The sequence below is a fragment of the Paenibacillus sp. J5C2022 genome, from assembly GCF_025567625.1.
GTDB lineage: Bacteria > Bacillota > Bacilli > Paenibacillales > Paenibacillaceae > Pristimantibacillus.
The window spans coordinates 52,901-73,611 of the sequence record NZ_JAOQJC010000035.1 but is presented as its reverse complement, the minus strand read 5'-3'; the positions used below and the strand labels follow the sequence as shown (position 1 = coordinate 73,611).

Sequence of the window (20,711 nt, the reverse complement as noted above, 5' to 3'; positions counted from 1 at the left end):
CTAACAGCTCTTCTGTAATCGGGAGGAGCTGTTTCTTATTTCACACATTCATGCAGACTACTCATCATACTCCACGGCAACCAGCATCAGGGCGTGCGGCATGGCCGTCGGTCCCGCCAGACTGCGGTCGCACCCATCCAGAATAGTCTTGATACCGTCAGGCCTCAGCTTTCCTTGACCGACGAACATCATCGTACCGGCAATAACGCGCACCATATTGTATAGAAATCCGTTGCCCGTCAGCTCAATATGAATTACAGAGCCTTCCTGTATTAATCGAGCCTCGTAAATCGTGCGAATATGGCTGGGCTTGGTGGAATGGGTTGACGTGAATGAAGTATAGTCGTGCGTTCCGATTAAATGAGCTAATCCTCTGCTCATCGCCTCCGTATCCAGTCGCGCGGGATGATGGAAGCGATAACGCTTGCGGAACACGTCAGGGAATTTGCCGTTATCGATCGTGTATCGGTACGTCTTCCGCTTGGCAGACTTGCTGGAATGGAACTCATACGGCACTTCCCATGCCTCCAGTATGATCACATCGCCCGGAAGCCGCGTATTAAGCGCAATAGCCCACCGTTCGACTGGAATGGCCGACGTTGTGCGGAAGTTGCATACTTGCCCCATCGCATGCACGCCGGCATCCGTTCGGCCAGATCCGATAAGCGTCACTTCCTCGCCGCTTAGATGCCTGATCGCTTTCTCAAGCTCCCCTTGCACGGTACGTCCTCTCGGCTGTATTTGATAGCCATTGAAGTCCGTTCCGTCATAGCTTACTTTAATGGCAATATTGCGCATGCTGACACTCTCCATATCGCGACATATATAGTAGTAAATGAGAAAAACTCTATCGAGGCATTTCGAAGATGCGCGACCGCGTTTAAAGGTAGGTTTTATCGCCAAGTAGAATATATAAATTGTAATAATGCAAAAAAAGGTGGCCGCGAAGGTCCACCCTTTCTCTATTATCGATTCGACCAACGAAGAGAAGGACTGCCTGCAGCCCCGTCTACTAAGTACGGTCAACCAGCTCCAAGTAAACCATCGGCGCAGCATCGCCACGACGAGGTCCCAGCTTCAGAATGCGCGTATAACCGCCTGCACGCTCCGAATAACGGCTTGCCAGTTCGGAGAACAGCTTCTGAATCGCATCTTGACCACCGTCGATAGACTCACGGCGAACGTAAGCTGCCACTTGGCGACGAGCGTGAAGGTCACCCTTCTTCGCCTTTGTGATCAGCTTCTCAGCGATGGAACGAACCTCTTTCGCTTTCGCTTCTGTCGTTTGAATGCGCTCATACAGGAACAAGTCCGTTACAAGATCACGGAACAATGCTTTACGCGCGCTTGCGTCACGACCCAATTTTTGATATGCCATCTTGTTTTCCCCTCCCTTGCTCTGTTGTCTGCACGTGATGGTTGACTACTCATCCATACGCAGGCCAAGACCCAGTTCTTCCAGCTTCTCTTGGACTTCCTCGAGCGATTTCCGGCCCAGGTTGCGAACCTTCATCATGTCCTCTTCGGATTTCGTGATCAGCTCTTGAACGGTATTGATGCCTGCGCGTTTCAAGCAGTTGTATGAACGAACCGAAAGATCCAGCTCCTCGATTGTCATCTCCAGAACTTTCTCTTTCTTGTCTTCTTCCTTCTCAACCATTATTTCCGCATCTTTGGCTTCATCCGTTAGGCCAACGAACAAGTCCAAGTGCTCTGTCAATATTTTCGCGCCGAGGCTGACCGCCTCTTCAGGGCGAATACTGCCGTCCGTCCAAACTTCAAGCGTAAGCTTGTCGTAGTTTGTCACTTGGCCGACACGCGTATTCTCTACACTGTAATTAACGCGAGTAATCGGCGTGTAGATGGAATCCACAGGAATGACGCCAATCGGTTGATCATCGCTCTTGTTCCGGTCCGCTTGCACATAACCGCGTCCGCGATTCGCGTAGATACGCATATGCAGACGGGCACCGGAGGCCAAAGTCGCAATGTGAAGATCAGGGCTCAAAATTTCGACATCGCTGTCAGCACGAATATCGCCCGCCGTTACGTTGCCTTCGCCTTCCGCATCGATTTCCAGTACTTTCTCTTCATCGGAGTGAATCTTGAGCGATAATCCCTTCAGGTTCAGAATGATCTCTGTTACGTCCTCAATCACTCCGGGAACCGTGGAGAACTCATGAAGTACTCCATCGATCTGTACCGATGTTACAGCTGCGCCAGGCAGAGACGATAACAAAATCCGACGAAGCGAATTTCCCAGCGTCGTGCCGTACCCGCGCTCCAGCGGCTCCACGACGAAACGTCCGTAAGTTCCTTCGTCATTCACATCAACGGTTTCGATTTTCGGCTTTTCGATCTCAATCACTATTAGTACCCTCCTTCAAACGTCGCTCCGTTACACTAGTCGTCAATTATGTCAAATCTCGTAGTATGCCAAACCTTCACAACCATTATTCACAAGTTGCAGATATTTGATACCACAGCTAACGAGGTAACTATACGCGACGACGTTTTGGAGGACGGCATCCGTTATGCGGAACCGGAGTTACGTCCTTGATCATGCTAACTTCAAGGCCGGCAGCTTGAAGCGAACGAATCGCTGCTTCACGGCCTGCGCCAGGGCCTTTAACCATCACTTCAACGCTTCTCATACCATGCTCCATTGCAGCTTTTGCAGCGGACTCAGCAGCCATCTGCGCAGCGAACGGAGTGCTCTTACGGGAGCCTTTGAAGCCCAGGTTGCCAGAGCTGGCCCAAGAGATTGCATTGCCGTGCGGGTCAGTGATCGTTACGATCGTATTGTTGAACGTGGAGCGGATATGAGCCACGCCACTGTCGATATTTTTCCGGTCACGACGTTTCGTACGAACGACTTTTTTAGGTTTAGCCATTATTTATTGTCCTCCCTTCTTATTTCTTCTTGTTAGCTACAGTCCGACGAGGACCTTTGCGAGTACGCGCGTTTGTTTTCGTACGTTGACCGCGAACAGGAAGTCCGCGACGGTGACGAAGACCGCGGTAGCAGCCGATCTCTGTCAGGCGTTTAATGTTCAGTGAAATCTCGCGGCGAAGATCGCCTTCCACTTTTACCGTCTTGTCGATTGTCTCGCGCAGACGAGCAAGCTCATCTTCCGTCAAGTCACGAACGCGTGTATCAGGGTTGACGTCTGTCTCAGCGAGTACTTTCTTCGATGTCGTTCTGCCAATACCGAAGATGTATGTCAGAGCGATTTCGACGCGCTTGTCGCGCGGAATGTCTACACCAGCTATACGTGCCATAGGCTAAATTTCCCTCCTTTTATCCTTGTTTTTGTTTGTGTTTCGGATTTTCACAAATCACCATAACGTTGCCTTTGCGACGAATGACTTTGCATTTTTCGCAGATCGGCTTAACCGAAGGTCTAACCTTCATTGTGATTACCTCCCGAATCTTTCGCAAGCGCTCCGCTTATGCGGTCTACTTCCGATAGGTGATGCGCCCTCTTGATAAATCATAAGGCGATAACTGTATAACCACTTTGTCTCCTGTCAGAATACGGATGAAGTGCATTCTGAGCTTACCGGACACATGTGCGAGAATTTGATGACCGTTCTCCAGCTCCACCTTGAACATGGCATTCGGCAACGGCTCAATAACCGTACCTTCGACTTCAATGACGTCTTCCTTCGCCACCTTCATTCTCCTTTCGCATAGGCAAACTTCTGTATTGCATAACGCAACTTGGCATTGGTTACCCTGCCCGTTTCTTGCAAGCTGTCTCTTGCCTCTGGACTAATGGCAGGCAGTAACTCCAGATGCAGAACGTTCTTTTTCTTCGGCTGATCGAATCTTCGCTTGTTGCCATCTGCTATGAGAACGAATCGTTCGTCAACAATCGCGATGATGATGGCGTAGCTGTCTTCGTCTTTGCCCCGAAGCACTTTGACTAACTGACCAATCTGGGGACGAGCATCCATCGTTACACCTCTGACTGCTGCGGCAAAATGGTCAATATTTCAAAGCCGTCCTCCGTGACAGCAACCGTATGCTCGAAATGTGCGCATAAGCTGCCGTCCTGTGTTACGACTGTCCAATTGTCTTCAAGCGTACGGACATATCGCTCACCGATATTGACCATTGGCTCGATAGCAAGCACCATACCCGGCTTGAGCCGCGGCCCCCTGTTCGGTATACCATAGTTCGGTATTTGCGGCTCTTCATGCAGATCCGCGCCGATTCCGTGCCCTACGTATTCCCTCACGACGGAGAAGCCTGCTGCTTCAATAACCTCTTGGATGGCGTGCGAAATTGTATATAATCGTACATCCGGCTTGACGAGCGCAAGACCCGCGTAAAGCGACTCTTCCGTCACATCCAGCAGCCGCTGCGCTTCGTCGGATATCTTCCCGACCCCGTAGGTCCAGGCGGAATCTCCATGGAAGCCCTCGTACTGTGCGCCGATGTCGATGCTAATAATATCGCCTTCGTTCAACTTGCGAGATCCGGGAAAGCCGTGCACCAGCTCGTCATTGACAGAAGCGCATACGCTGGAAGGAAAACCATTGTAACCTTTGAAGGATGGTATCGCACCTTGGCTGCGGATGAACTTGTCGGCTATTGCGTCCAGTTCGCCCGTCGTAATGCCCGGCTTCACCGCATCTGCCATGAGGCGATGCGTCTCGGCCACGATGCGTCCTGCTTCCCTCATTAATCGCAGCTCCGATTCGGATTTGCAAATAATCATTACAATGACCCTTTCAGGCAGGATACGATATCTGATGTTACGTCATTGATATCCTTCTCGCCATCGACTTCGCGAAGAAGTCCCTTATCGCTGTAATAGCTGAGCAGCGGCGCCGTCTTGGACGTATATTCATCCAAGCGCGTGCCTACCTTCTCTTCCGTATCGTCAGAGCGTTGATACAGCTCTCCGCCATCCTTGTCGCAGATGCCTTCGACCTTAGGCGGATTGAACAATACATGATAAGTGGTGCCGCAAGATTTGCAGATGCGTCTGCCAGTAAGTCTGGCGAGCAGCAATCCGCGATCAACCTTTAAATTGACAACATGATCGATGCTTCGACCAAGCTCCGCCAGCATGATATCAAGCGCTTCGGCTTGCTGCAGCGTACGGGGAAAGCCGTCCAGCAAGAATCCGTTCGTGCAATCGTCTTGCGCCAGGCGCTCTTTCACGATGCCGTTCGTAATCTCATCCGGAACAAGCAGCCCTTGGTCCACATATTCCTTCGCTTTAAGGCCGAGCGGAGTGCCCTGCTTCATCGCGAGACGGAAAGCGTCGCCTGTGGAGATATGCGGAACATTGAACTCCTCTACAATGCGCTCTGCCTGTGTTCCCTTGCCTGCGCCCGGAGGGCCCATAAATAAAATGTTCATTAGCGTGTTCCTCGCTTTAAGCACAATAGGTCCGTTCGGGCGACGCTATCCATACCTGTCGTCATGGCAGCGGCAGCCCGTCCTCGAACCTATTGTTATTTATTGATAAACCCTTTGTAATGGCGTTTGATCAACTGGCTTTCAATTTGCTTCATCGTATCAAGCGCAACGCCGACCACGATCAGTAGCGAAGTGCCTCCCAGCTGCACCGTTTTCGGCAGGCCGGCAAGTGCTCCGAAGAACACGGGCAGGATCGAAATCGCCGCCAGGAAGATGGCACCTGTGAGTGTAATCCTTGACATGACGCGTGTCAAGTAAGAGGATGTTGGCTTGCCTGGTCGAATGCCCGGGATGTAGCCGCCATTTTTCTTCATTTGATCCGCCATTTGCACAGGATTAATTTGCACGAAGGTGTAGAAGAACGTGAATCCGATAATGAGCAATACGTACAAGACCATGCCAAGCGGCTTGTCATAGTTCATATTGTCCATAATCCATGTCGCCCACGAATATTGAGAGAAGAAGCTCGCAATCGTAATCGGGAACATAATAAGCGATATCGCGAAGATAACCGGGATAACGCCTGCTCCGTTCACTTTCATCGGAATGTGAGTGGATTGTCCGCCATACATTTTGCGTCCGACAACACGTTTCGCGTATTGAACCGGAATTTTCCGAACCCCTTGTTGAATGAAGATAACGCCGACGATAATGGCGATAATCACCAATACGACGATCAGCATCTTCACGATGTTCAGGAACAGCTGATCCTGAGTACCTACGAATTGATCTTGATAGATCGTGCGAATGTGACCAGGAATGCCGGCTACAATCGCAGCGAAGATCAGAATGGAGATACCGTTGCCGATACCTCTCTCCGTAATTTGCTCACCGAGCCACATCAGGAAAGCAGTACCTGCCGTCAGGATGATCGCGATAACCAAGTAGTCTACGAAGGTTGCGCCAGGAATCATTTCCATTTGGTATTGGCGGTTGAAGCCAATCGCAGTGGCAAAACCTTGAACCAGACCCAGGATAACTGTACCGTAGCGCGTAATTTGAGCAAGCTTGCGCTTGCCATTCTCGCCTTCCTTCGCCCATTCCGCGAATTTCGGAATAACGTCCATCGACAACAGCTGTACGATGATGGAAGCCGTGATATATGGTGTAATACCGATTGCGAAGATGGAGAACTGGAACAGCGCTCCACCCGAGAATGTATTCAGCAGACCGAACAAGTCGGCGCCTTGTTCATTCAAGTTTTCGAACACATCAGTATTGACGCCCGGCACCGGTATGAATGCACCGATGCGATAAATGAGCAGAATGAAAAGAGTGAACAGAATGCGCGTACGCAGATCTGTTACTTTCCATATGTTGGACACGGTCGTGAACAATTAGATCACCTCGGTTTTACCGCCGGCAGCCTGGATTTTCTCTACCGCAGATTGAGAGAACTTATTCGCTTTTACAGTGAGACCTACCTTCAATTCACCATTACCCAAGATTTTGATTCCTGCCAAAGGATTTTTAACAATTCCTTGCTCAAGAAGAACCTCTGGAGTGATTTCAGTACCTGCTGCAAAGCTGTTCAGATCTTCAATGTTAACAATCGCATACTCTTTACGGAAAGGATTGTTGAAGCCACGCTTCGGAACTCGACGATACAACGGGTTTTGACCACCCTCGAAACCAGGGCGTACGCCTCCGCCGGAACGAGCGTTTTGACCTTTATGGCCTTTGCCTGCTGTTTTGCCGTTACCTGTACCGATACCGCGGCCTTTGCGTTTAGGCGCGCGAGTGGATCCGGCAACTGGTGCCAGTTCATGCAATTTCATCGCTTTCGCACCTCCTTATATATTTCGTGTATAACACATACCGATCGTTTTTATACCTCTTCGACTTTAACCAAGTGGCTCACATGATGAACCATGCCGCGAATAGCCGGTGTGTCGTTCAGCACGACCGATTGACGAATTTTGCGAAGGCCGAGCGATTCAACTGTTGCACGTTGCTTCTCGTTGCGGCCAATCAAACTGCGAACGAGGGTGATTTGCAATTTTGCCATCGAATTTCCCTCCTTAACCTAACAGCTCTTCGATTGTTTTGCCACGCAGCTTCGCAACGTCTTCCGCGCGCTTCAAGCGGGAGAGACCTTCCAGCGTAGCGTTAACCATATTAAGCGAGTTCGAAGAACCGAGTGATTTCGTTAAAATATCGCCTACGCCAGCCAGCTCGAGAACTGCACGAACCGGTCCGCCGGCGATAACTCCAGTACCCTCCGAAGCAGGTTTCAGAAGAACTTTGCCTGCACCGAATCTGCCCTCAACCAAGTGAGGAATCGTTGTGTTTACCAGCGGCACATGGATCAGGTTTTTCTTCGCATCTTCAATGCCTTTGCGAATCGCATCCGGCACTTCGCCAGCTTTGCCGATCCCTGCGCCGACATATCCGTTGCCGTCACCGACAACTACAAGCGCGCTAAAGCTGAAGCGGCGACCGCCTTTGACAACCTTAGCAACGCGGTTAATGTGAACTACTTTTTCAGTCAGCTCTAACGTATTAGGGTCTACACGCAAGTCGTTTACCTCCTTATGAATGGATTAGAATTCAAGGCCCGCTTCGCGAGCTGCTGTTGCCAGCGCTTGAATTCTGCCGTGATACAGGTAGCCTCCGCGGTCGAATACAACAACGGAAATGCCTTTTTCTTTTGCACGTTTTGCAATCAGTTCGCCAACTTTCGTTGCCGCTTCGACGTTGCCGCCGTTGCCGATTGCTTCCGCCAGCTCTTTATCCTTAGTGGATGCCGCTGCCAATGTTACGCCAGCTACATCGTCGATCAGTTGCGCGTACATATGCTTGGAGGAACGGAATACAGACAGACGCGGACGCGCTGCTGTGCCGTTAATTTTTTTGCGAACACGAAGGTGTCTTTTCAGACGAGCCTTGTTTTTGTCGGCTTTCGTAATCATGCAAGGTTCACTCCTTTCCTTTTCGCCTTGGAACGCTATAGATCAGCCTAAGCTGCCTTATTTCTTCTTACCGGCTTTACCTTCTTTGCGGATGATGCGCTCGCCTTCGTACTTGATACCTTTGCCTTTGTAAGGCTCAGGCTCGCGTACGGAACGGATTTGCGCGGCAACAGCGCCTACGCGCTCCTTGTCGATACCGCGAACGGTAATTTTCGTGTTGCCGTTAACCTCGAACTCGATGCCGCTCTCAGGAGCGATTTCAACGGGATGCGAGTAACCAACGTTCAGCACGATTTTGTCGCCGGACTTGCTTGCACGGTAACCTACGCCTACCAGCTCCAGATTTCTGGAGAAGCCTTCTGTCACACCGCTCACCATGTTCGCAACAAGGCTGCGGGTTGTTCCGTGCAGGGAACGATGCAATTTATTATCAGAAGGACGCTCGATCAGAACTTCGCTCTCCGATACATTCACTTTCATGTCCTTGTGAAGCTCGCGGGACAGCGTTCCTTTCGGTCCTTTTACAGTAATAACTGTGTTGTCCAAGCTTACGTTAACGCCGCTTGGCACTGCAATTGGTTTACGACCAATACGGGACATTGTTACACCTCCTGTCTCTGTGACTTGTTACTTACCAAACGTAGCAGACAACTTCGCCGCCGGATTTCACCTGACGAGCTTCTTTGTCTGTCATGACGCCTTTGGACGTGGAAATGATCGCAATTCCAAGTCCTCCGAGCACGCGTGGAACTTCATTCGATTTCGTATATACGCGCAGACCAGGCTTGGAGATACGCTTCAGACCTGTAATAACGCGCTCTTGGTTAGGGCCGTATTTCAAGAAGATACGGATAATCCCTTGTTTGTTGTCTTCGATATATTCAGCGTCGCGGATGAAACCCTCGCGCTTCAAAATTTCAGCGATTTGCTTCTTGATTGTCGAAGCGGGCATTTCCACGGTTTCGTGACGAACGATATTCGCGTTGCGAATACGCGTCAACATATCTGCAATCGGATCAGACATAACCATTAGTGTGAACCTCCTTCCCGAACTAGGCTGATTACCAGCTTGCTTTTTTAACGCCAGGAATCTGGCCCTTGTATGCTAACTCACGGAAACAAATCCGGCAAATTTTAAACTTTTGCAGAACAGAATGCGGACGGCCGCAACGCTCACAACGCGTATAAGCGCGTACTTTAAATTTCGGTGTGCGCTGTTGCTTCACTTTCATCGAAGTTTTTGCCACTGGGTATTACACCTCCTAGAAGTGGATTACTTCGCGAACGGCATACCCATTTGGGTCAGCAGCTCACGAGATTCTTCGTCCGTTTTTGCCGTCGTGACGATGACGATGTCCATACCGCGTACTTTATCAACTTTATCGTATTCGATCTCTGGGAAGATCAATTGCTCTTTCAATCCCATTGTGTAGTTGCCACGACCGTCGAATGCTTTCGTTGATACGCCGCGGAAGTCACGAACGCGCGGGAGGGAAATGTTGAACAGCTTGTCAAGGAAGTGGTACATACGCTCGCCGCGCAGTGTAACCTTAACCCCGATTGGCATGTTCTCACGAAGCTTGAAGCCCGCTATAGATTTTTTAGCACGAGTGACAACCGGCTTTTGACCGGAGATAATTTGCAGTTCTTCTACTGCAACGTCAAGAATTTTGGAGTTGGAGACTGCTTCGCCAACACCCATATTAATGACAACTTTCTCCACTTTCGGTACTTGCATTACCGAAGAATAGTTGAACTTCTGCATCAATGCAGGAGTAATTTCATTCAGATAGCGACTTTTCATTCTCGCTGTCATAGATCATGGACCTCCTTTCCTACCGTAACAATTAGTCAATCACTGCGCCGGAACGCTTCGCGATCCGAACTTTTTTGCCGTTCTCTTCTTTGTAGCCGATACGAGTGACTCCGCCGCTCTTCGGATCTACGTGCATCACATTGGACACATGAATCGGCGCTTCCTTCTCGATGATGCCGCCTTGCGGATTCGCTTGCGAAGGGCGAGTATGTCTCTTCACCATGTTCACGCCTTCTACAAGGACACGATTTTCACGCGGATATGCGGCGATGACACGGCCTTTCTTGCCTTTGTCCTTGCCGGTAATCACGATTACCGTATCGTCCTTTTTCACATGCAGCTTGTTGTTGTGGGATTCCAATACTTTTTTCAGCCTTGGCATTTGTTACACCTCCTGCTCGCTTAAGCTATCAGGTCTATATCAACACTGTCATTAGATTAGATTACTTCCGGTGCAAGCGATACGATCTTCATGAAGTCCTTGTCGCGAAGCTCGCGAGCAACAGGTCCGAAGATACGCGTGCCGCGCGGGCTCTTATCTTCCTTCACGACTACCGCTGCGTTCTCATCGAATGTAATGTAAGATCCGTCCTTACGACGTACAGAACGCTTCGTACGTACGATAACCGCTCTTACGACATCACCTTTTTTGACAACGCCGCCTGGTGTTGCTTGTTTGACGGAGCAAACGATCAGATCGCCGATATGAGCTGTACGACGTCCCGTTCCGCCAAGAACCCGGATACACATCAATTCCTTCGCACCGGAGTTGTCAGCCACTCTTAACCGTGTAAATGGTTGAATCATTTCAACGTCCTCCTTTCGGGGAAATGCTTAGACTTGCGAACGTCCATTAGAGAATGACAGCTTCTTCGACAACTTCAACCAGTCTGAAGCGCTTGTCTTTAGACATCGGACGTGTCTCCATGATTTTTACGATATCACCAATTTTAGCTTGGTTATTTTCGTCATGCGCTTTGTACTTTTTCGTGTACTTGATGCGCTTATGGTACAAGTCGTGCTTTTTGTAAGTTTCAACAGCCACGACGATTGTTTTATCCATCTTGTCGCTTACCACTTTGCCGATTTCAACTTTGCGGGCATTGCGTTCGCTCATGTTTTTCCTCCTTCCTTCATCCGTGATTGTACTGTTATGCAAGGCATTGATTAGCTGCTGATTCCAAGTTCTCTTTCACGCAGAACGGTTTTAGCACGAGCTATCTCCTTACGCACATCACGAATCCGCGTCGGGTTGTCCAGTTGGCCAGTTGCCAGTTGGAAACGAAGGTTGAAAAGCTCTTCTTTAAAACCAGCGACTTTGTGTTCAATCTCAGCAGAGGTTAGGTTGCGAAATTCACTAGCCTTCATTTGCTTCACCACCCACTTCTTCGCGTTTCACGAACTTCGTTTTCACGGGCAGTTTGTGAGATGCGAGGCGCATCGCTTCACGAGCGACTTCTTCCGGCACGCCGGCAAGTTCAAACATTACTTTGCCTGGCTTCACGACCGCTACCCATTTCTCTACATTACCTTTACCGCTACCCATACGAACCTCAAGAGGCTTTTGAGTAATCGGCTTGTCAGGGAAAATTTTAATCCATACTTTACCGCCACGCTTAATGTAACGTGTCATCGCGATACGAGCCGCTTCGATTTGACGGTTCGTAATCCATGATGGCTCAAGCGCTTGAAGGCCGTATTCGCCGAATGCTACTGTTGTGCCGCCTTTAGCGCGACCTTTCATGGAACCGCGTTGCTGCTTGCGGTGTTTTACACGTTTAGGTACCAACATGATTAGTTGCCTCCTTCCTGGGGAGCTTTCTTCTTAGTTGGAAGGACTTCACCGCGATAGATCCATACTTTTACGCCGATACGACCGTAAGTCGTATGAGCTTCAGCTGTACCGTAATCGATGTCGGCACGAAGCGTATGAAGCGGAACAGTTCCTTCGCTATATCCTTCTGAACGAGCAATCTCAGCGCCGCCGAGACGACCGCCAACTTGTGTCTTGATTCCTTTAGCGCCTGCACGCATCGTGCGTTGGATCGCTTGCTTCAGGGCGCGACGGAAAGATACGCGGCGCTCCAGTTGCTGAGCGATGCTCTCTGCTACGAGGATAGCGTCCAGATCAGCTTGCTTGATTTCAGAGATGTTGATGTGCACTTTTTTGCCGTTCGTAATTTTGCCCAGCTCCGTGCGAAGATTTTCCACCTCGGAACCGCCCTTACCGATAACCATGCCCGGTTTGGCTGTTTGGATCGTTACGTTCACGCGATTAGCTGCACGCTCGATCTCGATATGAGAAACAGCTGCGTCTTTCAGCTTGTTTTTCAGGTATTCACGAATTTTCACGTCTTCCAACAGAAGATCGCCGAAGTCTTTTCCTGCGTACCATTTGGATTCCCAGTCACGGATAATCCCGACACGAAGTCCGACTGGATTTACCTTTTGACCCACTCGTTATCCCTCCTTATTTTTCAGATACCACCAAAGTGATGTGGCTGGTTCTTTTGTTAATCCGGCTAGCACGTCCCATTGCGCGAGGACGGAAACGTTTCATCGTCGGTCCTTGGTTAGCGTATACCTGGGATACGACCAGATTGTTGACATCAAGCTGGTAGTTGTGCTCAGCGTTAGCAATTGCCGAGTTCAGCAGCTTCTCCAGAATCGGGGATGCAGCTTTAGGCGTGTGACGCAGAATTGCGATCGCTTCGCCGACTTGCTTGCCACGAATCAAATCCGCTACGAGAGCAGCTTTACGAGGAGCAATGCGAACAAATTTTACGTGTGCTTTAGCTTCTGCCATGTGGGAACCTCCTCTCAATTATCAATAAATGATAAAGGGCAAATTAGCGTCTGCCCGTTTTCTTGTCATCAGCCGCATGGCCTTTGTACGTACGAGTTGGCGCGAATTCGCCAAGCTTGTGTCCTACCATGTCTTCCGTTACATATACCGGCACATGCTTGCGTCCGTCATATACGGCAAACGTGTGTCCGATGAATTGAGGAAAAATTGTTGAACGACGGGACCAAGTTTTGATCACGACCTTCTTGTTCGTTTCGTTCAGGTCTTCCACTTTCTTCAACAGATAGCCGTCGATGAACGGCCCTTTCTTCAAACTGCGACCCATATGTGTTCCTCCCTTCTCACAATAGCTTGCGTGATGACTCCATCACGCGGACCCGATAGAGACATTATTACTTCGTGCGAGGACGAATAATATACTGGCTCGATGCTTTCTTCTTCTTGCGAGTCTTGTAGCCAAGAGTCGGCTTGCCCCATGGGGACAATGGAGACTTGCGTCCGATTGGAGCGCGGCCTTCACCACCACCGTGCGGGTGATCGTTCGGGTTCATGACAACGCCGCGAACTTCAGGACGCTTGCCCAGCCAACGTGAACGGCCGGCTTTACCGACTTTCACAAGCTCATGGTCTTCGTTGCCCACGGAACCGATTGTCGCGCGGCAAGTGCTCAGAATGCGGCGAACTTCGCCGGAGCTCAGACGAATGGATACATAGTCGCTTTCTTTACCCAGCAATTGCGCTTCTGTACCGGCTGCGCGAACCAATTGTCCGCCTTTGCCAGGCTTCAGCTCGATGTTGTGGATAACTGTACCGACAGGGATGTTCGCAAGCGGCAATGCGTTGCCGATCTTGATATCCGATTCCGGTCCGGAGACAACTTGATCTCCTACTTTCAAGCCTTTCGGCGCGATGATGTAAGCTTTCGCTCCATCTACGTAGTGGATCAACGCAATGTTGGAAGTACGGTTCGGATCGTATTCGATCGTTGCCACCTTGCCTACTACGCCGTCTTTGATGCGTTTGAAGTCGATGATGCGGTATTTGCGCTTATGTCCGCCGCCATGGTGACGAACCGTAATTTTACCTTGATTGTTGCGGCCGGCTTTTTTGTGAAGCGGCGCAAGCAACGATTTCTCCGGCGTGCTTGTCGTGATCTCTTCGAAAGTGGACACGCTCATGTTACGACGCGCTGGAGATGTCGGTTTGTACTTTTTGATTGGCACTAGAATTCCCTCCTTTTCTATACAGACGTTTCAAAGAACTCGAGTTCTTTGCTGTCATCGCTCAATTGAACGATTGCTTTTTTCCAGTCTGGTCTATATCCGCTATGTCTGCCATAGCGTTTTGGCTTACCCGCTACACGCATTGTGTTCACGCCGGTTACTTTAACGTTGAAGATTTGTTCAATTGCATTTTTGATTTCGGTTTTGTTCGCGCGAAGGTCTACTTCAAACACGTAGCGTTTGACAGCCATGTAATCGCTGGAACGTTCCGTAATAACCGGGCGCTTGATAATATCGCGTGGATTTTTCATTACGCAAGCACCTCCTGTACTTTCTCGACCGCTTCTTTGGTGATAATCAGCTTGTCGTGTACGAGCACATCGCGAACGTTGATGCCGTCTGCAGCGACGAATTTCACGCCCGGGATGTTGCGCGCGGACAATGCCACGTTATCCTCATAATTAGCTGTAACAACCAGAGCTTTGCGGTCTGCTTTCAGGTTGTTCAGAATTGCAGCGAATTCCTTTGTCTTAGGCGCAGCCATTGTCAATTGATCCAATACGATGATGCCCTCTGCAATCACCTTGGAAGACAATGCGGATTTGATCGCCAGACGACGAACTTTCTTAGGAAGCTTGAAGCCGTAAGAGCGTGGTGTCGGTCCGAATACAGTACCGCCGCCAACCCATTGCGGGGAGCGAATGCTACCCTGACGCGCACGACCAGTTCCTTTTTGCTTCCAAGGCTTGCGGCCGCCGCCGCGCACTTCGGAGCGTCCTTTTGTTTTGTGCGTTCCCTGACGTTCTGCAGCTTGCTGCAGAACAACAGCGCTGTGCATAACATGAGCGTTAGGCTCGATACCGAATACGCTATCTGCCAGTTCCAGCTCGCCTACTTGCGAACCGCTCACGTTAAATACTGTTACTTTAGGCATTTACTGTTCCTCCTTTCTTCAAGAGCCATTATTTCTTAACTGTTTCTTTCACTTTCACGAATCCGTTCTTCGGTCCAGGAATGGAACCTTTCACAAGCAGAACGTTGCGCTCTGCATCAATCTTCACGATCTCCAGCTTCTGGATCGTAACCGTCTCATGACCCATATGCCCTGGCAGACGCTTGCCCTTAGGCACGCGGTTCGCCTGAATGGAGCCCATGGAACCAGGTCCGCGATGGTAGCGGGAACCGTGAGACATAGGTCCTGTGCTTTGTCCCCAACGCTTGATAACGCCGGCAAAGCCTTTACCTTTCGAAATACCTGTTACGTCAACAAATTCGCCCTCTGCGAACAAATCAGCCTTCACTTCCTGGCCAACTTCATATTCACCAAGGTTGATACCGCGAATTTCGCGAACGTAGCGCTTAGGAGCCGCACCAGCCTTCTTCGCATGGCCGATAGCCGGCTTGTTCGCTCTCTTCTCGCTCTTATCGGAGAAGCCCAGCTGAACAGCTTCGTATCCATCATTCTCTTGGTCTTTCTTCTGCAGCACAACGCAAGGACCCGCTTCGATAACCGTAACAGGGACTACGTTGCCCTCAGGAGTAAACACTTGAGTCATTCCAAGTTTCTTCCCTAAGATACCTTTCATGTTGACACCTCGTTTCCTCTCTATAATGACAATGCTTCAAATTAAAGTTTGATCTCGATATCTACACCGGATGGCAGATCCAGGCGCATCAGCGCATCAACCGTTTGCGGCGTCGGATTCACAATGTCGATCAAGCGCTTGTGTGTGCGCATCTCGAATTGCTCACGGGAATCCTTGTACTTGTGCACCGCACGGAGAATGGTGATGACTTGCTTTTCCGTCGGCAACGGAATCGGCCCGGATACTCCAGCACCGGAACGTTTTGCAGTTTCCACGATTTTCTCTGCGGATTGATCAAGAATTCTGTGATCGTATGCTTTCAAGCGGATACGAATCTTTTGCTTTGCCATATAAGTCCCTCCTTCTATCGCCCAATTTTTTTAATCGGACATACTCCGTGAGAAAACCCTTCACTAGCTCCATGGCAAAGGAGCCGGGTGTGTCGGCAACCTCTCACATCAACGCAACGTCAGACCAACAGTCAATATTATACCGAAGTAGGCGGGCCAATGCAACTAGTATTTAAACTTTTTTTACAAGAAAAAAAGCAAGGGGTCAAGTTCCCCCTGCTTCTTCATTCTAGCAAGCAGCATCAGCCTAGTACGACTCTATCGTCAGCCATCTTCTTGCCGCTAATCCGTTCAAATTCGCCTAGCAATCGCTCCACCGTCAACTGCTTCTTGCGATGCTCGTCCACCTGGAGAATAATCCGGCCCTTGTCCATCATAATAAGCCGATTGCCCAGTTGAATCGCTTGCTCCATATTATGAGTGACCATCAGCGTTGTCAATTCCAGCTCCCGGACAATCTGCTCCGTCAGACTTGTCACCAGCTCTGCACGGGCGGGGTCGAGCGCTGCCGTATGTTCATCCAGCAGAAGGATCTGCGGCCGTGTAAATGTCGCCATCAGCAAGCTGAGCGCCTGCCGCTCTCCTCCTGACAACAGCCCCACCTTGGCGCTGAGACGATTCTCGAGACCGATGCCGAGGCGGGACAGCTCATTGCGGAACAGATTGCGGGTCTTCCGTCCCACCCCGAGTGTCAATCCCCGGGATTGTCCACGCTTGTATGCGATCGCCAGGTTCTCTTCAATCGTCATGCGCGGCGCCGTACCCGCCATGGGGTCCTGGAACACCCGGCCGATCCAGCGGCTCCGTTGATGCTCCGACAAGGCGCTCACCCGATTGCCGTCGATATGAATATCTCCCGCATCCGGCTTCAGCACCCCGGATATAATATTCATAAGCGTCGACTTGCCCGCGCCGTTGCTGCCGATAACTGTGACGAAATCACCAGGCTTCAATTGAAGATGGGCATCCATAAGCGCTACCTTCTCATCTACGGTGCCGGGATTGAACAGCTTCGATACACCATCTATAACCAGCATCAACGGTCACCTCCGCTCTTCGCTTGCGACATTGCCGCCAGCATCTCTTCCGTCCGCCTCTTGGCAATCATCTTCTGCATGAGTGCTCTTCGTACGGTTGGAATGACAAGCGCGCAGATGATTATAACAGCCGTAATCAGCTTCATATCTTGCGCATCCAGCCACTCCACCCGTAACGCCACAGCATAAATGATACGATAGATGATCGCGCCGCATACAGCAGCGAACGTAGCCCAGAATATGTTCCTGGCTCCGATGATGGCTTCTCCGATAATGACAGAAGCGAGGCCGATAACGATCATGCCGATACCCATGCTCTGATCCGCATACCCCTGATGTTGAGCGACCAGAGCTCCGGAACATGCCACCAGCGCATTGGACAGCGCAATGCCGAGAATCGTCGTCCAGTTCGTATTGGCCCCGAAGCTGCTGACCATGCGGCTGTTATCCCCGGTCGCTCGCAAGCTTAAGCCCAGATCCGTCTTGAAGAACACGTCCAGGAGCAGCTTCACGACAATGACCAGAATAATGGCCAATACAAGAACGGGAATCTTCTCGAACAAGTCCTCATGTCCGCGAAGCGAGACGTTCGGCTTGCCCAATATGCGAAGATTAATGGAGTACAGAGCGATCATCATAATGATGCCGGACAGCAATCCGTTTATTTTCCCCTTCGTGTGCAACAGCCCCGTGCATACGCCAGCCGCAGCCCCGCCGAAGAATGCGCAGATGACGGCCAGCCCTGGCGGCGTGCCTCCGATCGTCATGACGGTCGCAATGGCTGCGCCTGTCGTAAAGCTTCCGTCCACCGTCAAATCCGGGAAGTCCAGTATACGGAATGTGATGTATACGCCCAGCGCCATAAGCGCATAGAGCAAGCCAAGTTCTACGCCGCCCTGCAGGGATATCAGCATGCTATCCGCCTCCTAAGCTACTCAATAATGTTGTTGGCAGGGTCCTTCACGTGTGCTTTCATCGCATCTGTCACTTCAATCCCCTGCTCTGCAGCAGCCTTCAGATTGATAATGAAATCCAGTTTTTGCGGCATCGTCACATCCATCTCGCCAGGGTCTTTGCCGTTCAATATTTCCACTGCCATCTGACCGGCTTCATAACCATGATCGTAGTACTTGAATCCGACAGTTGCGAACGCGCCTTTCTCGACTGTATCACGGTCAGCGGAGAAGAACGGAATATCCTGCTCATTGGCCACTTCGATGATGGCGTCGGCTCCCGTCACGACCATATTGTCCAGCGTAATATAGATGGCGTCCACACGGCCCACCAACGACTGCGCCGCTTGTTGAATGTCGGAGCTGTTGACGACCGGTGCCTTCACCAATTCAATATCGTGAGCAGCGAGCGCCTCCTCTGCGATGGAGCTCATGACGACGGCGTTCGGCTCGCCTTCATTCAGAATAATTCCCACTTTCTTCACGTCCGGAAGCTCAGCCGCAATGAAATCCATTGTCTTCACGATCGCGTCCGGATTCGTATCCGCCGCGCCAGTCACGTTGCCGCCAGTTGCCTGAAGCGCTTCTACGATGCCAGCATCTACCGGATCGGTAACCGCCGCGAACAGAATAGGCTTATCCTTCACTTCGTCCACCAGCCCTTGCGTGGTCGGGGTAGCGATGCCGAAGGCAAGGTCAGCTTTGGAAGCAGCAATTTTCTCCGAGATCGATTTCACGTTGGACGCCTCGCCTTGCGCGTTGTTGTAATCTATCTTCAAGTTTTTGCCCTGTTCGAATCCTGCATCGGCTAACGCTGCAAGGAATCCGTCGCGCGTCGCATCCAGCGATGGATGCTCGATGATTTGCGAGATGGCCACAGTATACGTCTTTTCTTTTTCCGCTTGCTCATTGCCCGACTCCGAGCCGCTCTTGACGTTGCTGCCATCTGTTTTCCCCGCGTTCCCCCCGCCGCATGCTGTCATGACAACCATAACGGCCGCAAGCGCAAGACCTAGCCACATTTTCTTTTTCATTTAGACTGCCCCTCTCCCTGATCTTGGAATGCTTACTTGTCACAATGCGTTATAACCTGCGTACGGCAACGCTTTTCCGCTTTTTCACAGCTTCCCGCTAAAGCGGAAGGAGCTGACCATCTACGCATATGCCGCTGGACAAGCAATTAGCTATTTCACTATATTAAAGTGACTATCGCCAACGAGTCAATCCTTAAATGCTGCTAATCGCGTAGTTGGCAAGAAGAGGATGGTCATGTTCATACACAAAAAGAAGCTGCGCCCAGTCATGAAACCATGACTCGGGAGCAGCTTCCTTATATAAGCGGCTATCGCCGCTGTAAGCTTACGCTTCGATTGTAGCTACGGAACCAGCGCCAACTGTACGGCCGCCCTCACGGATGGAGAACTTCGTACCAAGCTCAACCGCGATTGGAGCGATCAGCTCGACAGTAACTGTGATGTTGTCGCCAGGCATAACCATTTCAGTACCTTCTGGCAGGTTGATGATACCTGTTACGTCAGTTGTACGGAAGTAGAACTGAGGACGGTATCCAGTGAAGAATGGCTTATGACGGCCACCCTCTTCTTTAGTCAGAACGTATACTTGAGCTGTGAATTTTGTATGAGGCTTAACGGAACCCGGCTTAGCCAATACTTGTCCACGCTCGATGTCTTTACGATCTACACCGCGAAGAAGAGCACCGATGTTGTCGCCAGCTTCAGCGTAGTCCAGCAATTTGCGGAACATCTCTACGCCAGTAACAACGCATTTGCGGGTTTCTTCTTGAAGACCGATGATTTCGATCTCGTCGCCGACTTTAACGGCACCACGCTCAACGCGGCCAGTAGCAACTGTACCGCGACCAGTGATTGTGAACACGTCCTCGACAGGCATCAGGAACGGCTTGTCAGTGTCGCGCTCTGGGTTAGGGATGTAAGTGTCGATGATCTCGAACATTTCAACGACTTTCTTAGCCCAGTCGCCATCAGGATTCATCAGCGCTTCACGAGCGGAACCCTTGATTACTGGCGTGTCGTCGCCAGGGAAGTCGTACTCGGACAGAAGGTCGCGAACTTCCATTTCAACCAGTTCCAGAAGCTCTTCGTCTTCAACCATGTCGCATTTGTTCATGAATACAACGATGTATGGAACCCCTACTTGGCGGGACAGCAGGATGTGCTCGCGAGTTTGCGGCATAGGGCCGTCAGTTGCGGATACAACCAGGATAGCGCCGTCCATTTGAGCAGCACCAGTGATCATGTTTTTAACGTAGTCGGCGTGACCTGGGCAGTCAACGTGAGCATAGTGACGGTTAGGAGTCTCGTACTCAACGTGAGCTGTGGAGATCGTGATACCGCGCTCGCGCTCTTCCGGAGCTTTGTCGATTTGGTCGAATGCTACTGCAGCACCACCGTAAGTTTTGGAAAGTACAGTTGTGATTGCAGCAGTCAGAGTTGTTTTACCATGGTCAACGTGACCGATTGTACCGATGTTAACATGCGGTTTATTACGTTCAAATTTTGCCTTAGCCATTGAACTTGAACCTCCTCAATTTCACTTGATTTTTTATGTGG

At 50.6% G+C, this 20,711-nt stretch carries 36 protein-coding genes; all 36 read right to left on the bottom strand.

The genetic code is table 11. The annotated features are described in order from the left end of the window. Positions 1 to 57: 57 nt before the first annotated feature. Entirely contained in the window at positions 58 to 798 is a 741-nt protein-coding gene (truA, locus tag M6D81_RS23500; protein ID WP_262679590.1) for a tRNA pseudouridine(38-40) synthase TruA, read from the bottom strand. Between the two features lie 214 nt (positions 799 to 1,012). Next, the gene (gene rplQ / locus M6D81_RS23495) at positions 1,013 to 1,378 is read right to left on the bottom strand and encodes a 50S ribosomal protein L17 (protein ID WP_262679589.1); all 366 of its coding nucleotides are present in this window, start codon (positions 1,376 to 1,378) and stop codon (positions 1,013 to 1,015) included. Positions 1,379 to 1,423: 45 nt separating this feature from the next. Next, positions 1,424 to 2,368, bottom strand: a complete 945-nt coding sequence (locus M6D81_RS23490) for a DNA-directed RNA polymerase subunit alpha (RefSeq protein WP_262679588.1) — start codon at positions 2,366 to 2,368, stop codon at positions 1,424 to 1,426. A 130-nt stretch (positions 2,369 to 2,498) separates the two neighbouring features. Then, positions 2,499 to 2,894 carry a 30S ribosomal protein S11 gene (rpsK, locus tag M6D81_RS23485; RefSeq protein WP_262679586.1) on the bottom strand — a complete coding sequence of 132 codons (396 nt, stop codon included), beginning with the start codon at positions 2,892 to 2,894 and terminating at the stop codon, positions 2,499 to 2,501. 19 nt (positions 2,895 to 2,913) lie between these two features. Then, the gene (gene rpsM / locus M6D81_RS23480) at positions 2,914 to 3,282 is read right to left on the bottom strand and encodes a 30S ribosomal protein S13 (RefSeq protein ID WP_262679585.1); all 369 of its coding nucleotides are present in this window, start codon (positions 3,280 to 3,282) and stop codon (positions 2,914 to 2,916) included. A 19-nt stretch (positions 3,283 to 3,301) separates the two neighbouring features. Then, positions 3,302 to 3,415 (bottom strand): 50S ribosomal protein L36, encoded by a 114-nt coding sequence (gene rpmJ / locus M6D81_RS23475; protein WP_003333770.1) that lies wholly within the window; start codon positions 3,413 to 3,415, stop codon positions 3,302 to 3,304. Between the two features lie 45 nt (positions 3,416 to 3,460). Then, positions 3,461 to 3,676, bottom strand: a complete 216-nt coding sequence (gene infA / locus M6D81_RS23470; RefSeq protein WP_015847200.1) for a translation initiation factor IF-1 — start codon at positions 3,674 to 3,676, stop codon at positions 3,461 to 3,463. Positions 3,677 to 3,678: 2 nt separating this feature from the next. Next, positions 3,679 to 3,960, bottom strand: a complete 282-nt coding sequence (locus M6D81_RS23465) for a KOW domain-containing RNA-binding protein (RefSeq protein WP_262679574.1) — start codon at positions 3,958 to 3,960, stop codon at positions 3,679 to 3,681. Between the two features lie 2 nt (positions 3,961 to 3,962). Next, positions 3,963 to 4,727, bottom strand: a complete 765-nt coding sequence (gene map, locus M6D81_RS23460) for a type I methionyl aminopeptidase (RefSeq protein WP_262679573.1) — start codon at positions 4,725 to 4,727, stop codon at positions 3,963 to 3,965. Continuing rightward, a complete protein-coding gene (locus M6D81_RS23455; protein WP_262679571.1) occupies positions 4,727 to 5,377 on the bottom strand; it encodes an adenylate kinase in 651 nt (216 codons plus the stop codon). The genes map and M6D81_RS23455 overlap by 1 nt, the downstream gene beginning before the upstream one ends. Before the next feature lie 95 nt (positions 5,378 to 5,472). Beyond that, on the bottom strand, positions 5,473 to 6,774 hold the full coding sequence (gene secY / locus M6D81_RS23450) for a preprotein translocase subunit SecY (protein WP_262679568.1): 1,302 nt from the start codon (positions 6,772 to 6,774) through the stop codon (positions 5,473 to 5,475). Then, positions 6,775 to 7,215: a 50S ribosomal protein L15 gene (gene rplO / locus M6D81_RS23445; RefSeq protein WP_262679566.1), complete on the bottom strand. Its 441-nt coding sequence runs from the start codon at positions 7,213 to 7,215 to the stop codon at positions 6,775 to 6,777. It lies immediately after the preceding gene. 50 nt (positions 7,216 to 7,265) lie between these two features. Next, positions 7,266 to 7,445, bottom strand: coding sequence for a 50S ribosomal protein L30 (gene rpmD, locus M6D81_RS23440; RefSeq protein ID WP_262679565.1), 180 nt, complete (start codon positions 7,443 to 7,445; stop codon positions 7,266 to 7,268). A 13-nt stretch (positions 7,446 to 7,458) separates the two neighbouring features. After that, complete coding sequence (gene rpsE / locus M6D81_RS23435) at positions 7,459 to 7,956, bottom strand: 30S ribosomal protein S5 (protein ID WP_262679564.1); 498 nt, start codon at positions 7,954 to 7,956, stop codon at positions 7,459 to 7,461. A gap of 24 nt (positions 7,957 to 7,980) precedes the next feature. Continuing rightward, on the bottom strand, positions 7,981 to 8,349 hold the full coding sequence (gene rplR, locus M6D81_RS23430) for a 50S ribosomal protein L18 (protein ID WP_262679562.1): 369 nt from the start codon (positions 8,347 to 8,349) through the stop codon (positions 7,981 to 7,983). 57 nt (positions 8,350 to 8,406) lie between these two features. Further along, entirely contained in the window at positions 8,407 to 8,949 is a 543-nt protein-coding gene (gene rplF / locus M6D81_RS23425) for a 50S ribosomal protein L6 (RefSeq protein WP_262679561.1), read from the bottom strand. A 31-nt stretch (positions 8,950 to 8,980) separates the two neighbouring features. After that, a complete protein-coding gene (gene rpsH / locus M6D81_RS23420) occupies positions 8,981 to 9,379 on the bottom strand; it encodes a 30S ribosomal protein S8 (RefSeq protein WP_262679560.1) in 399 nt (132 codons plus the stop codon). A 31-nt stretch (positions 9,380 to 9,410) separates the two neighbouring features. Next, the gene (locus M6D81_RS23415) at positions 9,411 to 9,596 is read right to left on the bottom strand and encodes a type Z 30S ribosomal protein S14 (RefSeq protein WP_013312154.1); all 186 of its coding nucleotides are present in this window, start codon (positions 9,594 to 9,596) and stop codon (positions 9,411 to 9,413) included. Between the two features lie 26 nt (positions 9,597 to 9,622). After that, positions 9,623 to 10,165 (bottom strand): 50S ribosomal protein L5, encoded by a 543-nt coding sequence (gene rplE / locus M6D81_RS23410; protein ID WP_262679559.1) that lies wholly within the window; start codon positions 10,163 to 10,165, stop codon positions 9,623 to 9,625. 31 nt (positions 10,166 to 10,196) lie between these two features. Further along, positions 10,197 to 10,547: a 50S ribosomal protein L24 gene (gene rplX / locus M6D81_RS23405; protein WP_262679558.1), complete on the bottom strand. Its 351-nt coding sequence runs from the start codon at positions 10,545 to 10,547 to the stop codon at positions 10,197 to 10,199. 56 nt (positions 10,548 to 10,603) lie between these two features. After that, on the bottom strand, positions 10,604 to 10,972 hold the full coding sequence (gene rplN / locus M6D81_RS23400; protein WP_262679556.1) for a 50S ribosomal protein L14: 369 nt from the start codon (positions 10,970 to 10,972) through the stop codon (positions 10,604 to 10,606). 46 nt (positions 10,973 to 11,018) lie between these two features. Next, positions 11,019 to 11,282, bottom strand: a complete 264-nt coding sequence (gene rpsQ, locus M6D81_RS23395; protein WP_262679555.1) for a 30S ribosomal protein S17 — start codon at positions 11,280 to 11,282, stop codon at positions 11,019 to 11,021. Between the two features lie 50 nt (positions 11,283 to 11,332). Continuing rightward, a complete protein-coding gene (gene rpmC, locus M6D81_RS23390) occupies positions 11,333 to 11,533 on the bottom strand; it encodes a 50S ribosomal protein L29 (RefSeq protein ID WP_262679554.1) in 201 nt (66 codons plus the stop codon). After that, on the bottom strand, positions 11,523 to 11,957 hold the full coding sequence (gene rplP / locus M6D81_RS23385; protein WP_262679552.1) for a 50S ribosomal protein L16: 435 nt from the start codon (positions 11,955 to 11,957) through the stop codon (positions 11,523 to 11,525). The genes rpmC and rplP overlap by 11 nt, the downstream gene beginning before the upstream one ends. Before the next feature lie 2 nt (positions 11,958 to 11,959). Continuing rightward, positions 11,960 to 12,622 carry a 30S ribosomal protein S3 gene (rpsC, locus tag M6D81_RS23380; protein ID WP_262679550.1) on the bottom strand — a complete coding sequence of 221 codons (663 nt, stop codon included), beginning with the start codon at positions 12,620 to 12,622 and terminating at the stop codon, positions 11,960 to 11,962. 13 nt (positions 12,623 to 12,635) lie between these two features. Next, positions 12,636 to 12,971, bottom strand: coding sequence for a 50S ribosomal protein L22 (rplV, locus tag M6D81_RS23375; protein ID WP_262679549.1), 336 nt, complete (start codon positions 12,969 to 12,971; stop codon positions 12,636 to 12,638). A gap of 43 nt (positions 12,972 to 13,014) precedes the next feature. Further along, positions 13,015 to 13,296, bottom strand: coding sequence for a 30S ribosomal protein S19 (gene rpsS, locus M6D81_RS23370; RefSeq protein ID WP_262679548.1), 282 nt, complete (start codon positions 13,294 to 13,296; stop codon positions 13,015 to 13,017). Positions 13,297 to 13,363: 67 nt separating this feature from the next. Beyond that, a complete protein-coding gene (gene rplB / locus M6D81_RS23365) occupies positions 13,364 to 14,194 on the bottom strand; it encodes a 50S ribosomal protein L2 (RefSeq protein WP_262679547.1) in 831 nt (276 codons plus the stop codon). 17 nt (positions 14,195 to 14,211) lie between these two features. Continuing rightward, positions 14,212 to 14,505, bottom strand: coding sequence for a 50S ribosomal protein L23 (gene rplW, locus M6D81_RS23360; protein ID WP_262679546.1), 294 nt, complete (start codon positions 14,503 to 14,505; stop codon positions 14,212 to 14,214). Continuing rightward, on the bottom strand, positions 14,505 to 15,128 hold the full coding sequence (rplD, locus tag M6D81_RS23355; RefSeq protein ID WP_262679544.1) for a 50S ribosomal protein L4: 624 nt from the start codon (positions 15,126 to 15,128) through the stop codon (positions 14,505 to 14,507). The genes rplW and rplD overlap by 1 nt, the downstream gene beginning before the upstream one ends. Before the next feature lie 28 nt (positions 15,129 to 15,156). Next, complete coding sequence (gene rplC / locus M6D81_RS23350) at positions 15,157 to 15,780, bottom strand: 50S ribosomal protein L3 (RefSeq protein ID WP_262679543.1); 624 nt, start codon at positions 15,778 to 15,780, stop codon at positions 15,157 to 15,159. Positions 15,781 to 15,821: 41 nt separating this feature from the next. Then, entirely contained in the window at positions 15,822 to 16,130 is a 309-nt protein-coding gene (rpsJ, locus tag M6D81_RS23345) for a 30S ribosomal protein S10 (protein WP_006676490.1), read from the bottom strand. A gap of 242 nt (positions 16,131 to 16,372) precedes the next feature. Further along, positions 16,373 to 17,167: an ABC transporter ATP-binding protein gene (locus tag M6D81_RS23340; RefSeq protein ID WP_262679535.1), complete on the bottom strand. Its 795-nt coding sequence runs from the start codon at positions 17,165 to 17,167 to the stop codon at positions 16,373 to 16,375. Next, entirely contained in the window at positions 17,167 to 18,081 is a 915-nt protein-coding gene (locus M6D81_RS23335) for an ABC transporter permease (RefSeq protein WP_262679533.1), read from the bottom strand. The genes M6D81_RS23340 and M6D81_RS23335 overlap by 1 nt, the downstream gene beginning before the upstream one ends. A gap of 17 nt (positions 18,082 to 18,098) precedes the next feature. Beyond that, the gene (locus tag M6D81_RS23330; protein ID WP_262679531.1) at positions 18,099 to 19,154 is read right to left on the bottom strand and encodes an ABC transporter substrate-binding protein; all 1,056 of its coding nucleotides are present in this window, start codon (positions 19,152 to 19,154) and stop codon (positions 18,099 to 18,101) included. Positions 19,155 to 19,479: 325 nt separating this feature from the next. Further along, positions 19,480 to 20,670: an elongation factor Tu gene (tuf, locus tag M6D81_RS23325; RefSeq protein WP_262679529.1), complete on the bottom strand. Its 1,191-nt coding sequence runs from the start codon at positions 20,668 to 20,670 to the stop codon at positions 19,480 to 19,482. Positions 20,671 to 20,711 lie beyond the last annotated feature (41 nt).

What these genes read in the sequence shown, in the direction of transcription:
- truA (WP_262679590.1), bottom strand. Translation starts at nt 798, where the DNA reads ATGCGCAATATTGCCATTAAAGTAAGCTATGACGGAACGGACTTCAAT.
- rplQ (WP_262679589.1), bottom strand. Translation starts at nt 1,378, where the DNA reads ATGGCATATCAAAAATTGGGTCGTGACGCAAGCGCGCGTAAAGCATTG.
- rpsK (WP_262679586.1), bottom strand. Translation starts at nt 2,894, where the DNA reads ATGGCTAAACCTAAAAAAGTCGTTCGTACGAAACGTCGTGACCGGAAA.
- rpsM (WP_262679585.1), bottom strand. Translation starts at nt 3,282, where the DNA reads ATGGCACGTATAGCTGGTGTAGACATTCCGCGCGACAAGCGCGTCGAA.
- rpmJ (WP_003333770.1), bottom strand. Translation starts at nt 3,415, where the DNA reads ATGAAGGTTAGACCTTCGGTTAAGCCGATCTGCGAAAAATGCAAAGTC.
- M6D81_RS23465 (WP_262679574.1), bottom strand. Translation starts at nt 3,960, where the DNA reads ATGGATGCTCGTCCCCAGATTGGTCAGTTAGTCAAAGTGCTTCGGGGC.
- map (WP_262679573.1), bottom strand. Translation starts at nt 4,727, where the DNA reads ATGATTATTTGCAAATCCGAATCGGAGCTGCGATTAATGAGGGAAGCA.
- M6D81_RS23455 (WP_262679571.1), bottom strand. Translation starts at nt 5,377, where the DNA reads ATGAACATTTTATTTATGGGCCCTCCGGGCGCAGGCAAGGGAACACAG.
- rplO (WP_262679566.1), bottom strand. Translation starts at nt 7,215, where the DNA reads ATGAAATTGCATGAACTGGCACCAGTTGCCGGATCCACTCGCGCGCCT.
- rpmD (WP_262679565.1), bottom strand. Translation starts at nt 7,445, where the DNA reads ATGGCAAAATTGCAAATCACCCTCGTTCGCAGTTTGATTGGCCGCAAC.
- rplR (WP_262679562.1), bottom strand. Translation starts at nt 8,349, where the DNA reads ATGATTACGAAAGCCGACAAAAACAAGGCTCGTCTGAAAAGACACCTT.
- rplF (WP_262679561.1), bottom strand. Translation starts at nt 8,949, where the DNA reads ATGTCCCGTATTGGTCGTAAACCAATTGCAGTGCCAAGCGGCGTTAAC.
- rpsH (WP_262679560.1), bottom strand. Translation starts at nt 9,379, where the DNA reads ATGGTTATGTCTGATCCGATTGCAGATATGTTGACGCGTATTCGCAAC.
- rplE (WP_262679559.1), bottom strand. Translation starts at nt 10,165, where the DNA reads ATGACAGCGAGAATGAAAAGTCGCTATCTGAATGAAATTACTCCTGCA.
- rplX (WP_262679558.1), bottom strand. Translation starts at nt 10,547, where the DNA reads ATGCCAAGGCTGAAAAAAGTATTGGAATCCCACAACAACAAGCTGCAT.
- rplN (WP_262679556.1), bottom strand. Translation starts at nt 10,972, where the DNA reads ATGATTCAACCATTTACACGGTTAAGAGTGGCTGACAACTCCGGTGCG.
- rpsQ (WP_262679555.1), bottom strand. Translation starts at nt 11,282, where the DNA reads ATGAGCGAACGCAATGCCCGCAAAGTTGAAATCGGCAAAGTGGTAAGC.
- rpmC (WP_262679554.1), bottom strand. Translation starts at nt 11,533, where the DNA reads ATGAAGGCTAGTGAATTTCGCAACCTAACCTCTGCTGAGATTGAACAC.
- rplP (WP_262679552.1), bottom strand. Translation starts at nt 11,957, where the DNA reads ATGTTGGTACCTAAACGTGTAAAACACCGCAAGCAGCAACGCGGTTCC.
- rplV (WP_262679549.1), bottom strand. Translation starts at nt 12,971, where the DNA reads ATGGCAGAAGCTAAAGCACACGTAAAATTTGTTCGCATTGCTCCTCGT.
- rpsS (WP_262679548.1), bottom strand. Translation starts at nt 13,296, where the DNA reads ATGGGTCGCAGTTTGAAGAAAGGGCCGTTCATCGACGGCTATCTGTTG.
- rplW (WP_262679546.1), bottom strand. Translation starts at nt 14,505, where the DNA reads ATGAAAAATCCACGCGATATTATCAAGCGCCCGGTTATTACGGAACGT.
- rplD (WP_262679544.1), bottom strand. Translation starts at nt 15,128, where the DNA reads ATGCCTAAAGTAACAGTATTTAACGTGAGCGGTTCGCAAGTAGGCGAG.
- rplC (WP_262679543.1), bottom strand. Translation starts at nt 15,780, where the DNA reads ATGAAAGGTATCTTAGGGAAGAAACTTGGAATGACTCAAGTGTTTACT.
- rpsJ (WP_006676490.1), bottom strand. Translation starts at nt 16,130, where the DNA reads ATGGCAAAGCAAAAGATTCGTATCCGCTTGAAAGCATACGATCACAGA.
- M6D81_RS23340 (WP_262679535.1), bottom strand. Translation starts at nt 17,167, where the DNA reads ATGCTGGTTATAGATGGTGTATCGAAGCTGTTCAATCCCGGCACCGTA.
- M6D81_RS23335 (WP_262679533.1), bottom strand. Translation starts at nt 18,081, where the DNA reads ATGCTGATATCCCTGCAGGGCGGCGTAGAACTTGGCTTGCTCTATGCG.
- M6D81_RS23330 (WP_262679531.1), bottom strand. Translation starts at nt 19,154, where the DNA reads ATGAAAAAGAAAATGTGGCTAGGTCTTGCGCTTGCGGCCGTTATGGTT.
- tuf (WP_262679529.1), bottom strand. Translation starts at nt 20,670, where the DNA reads ATGGCTAAGGCAAAATTTGAACGTAATAAACCGCATGTTAACATCGGT.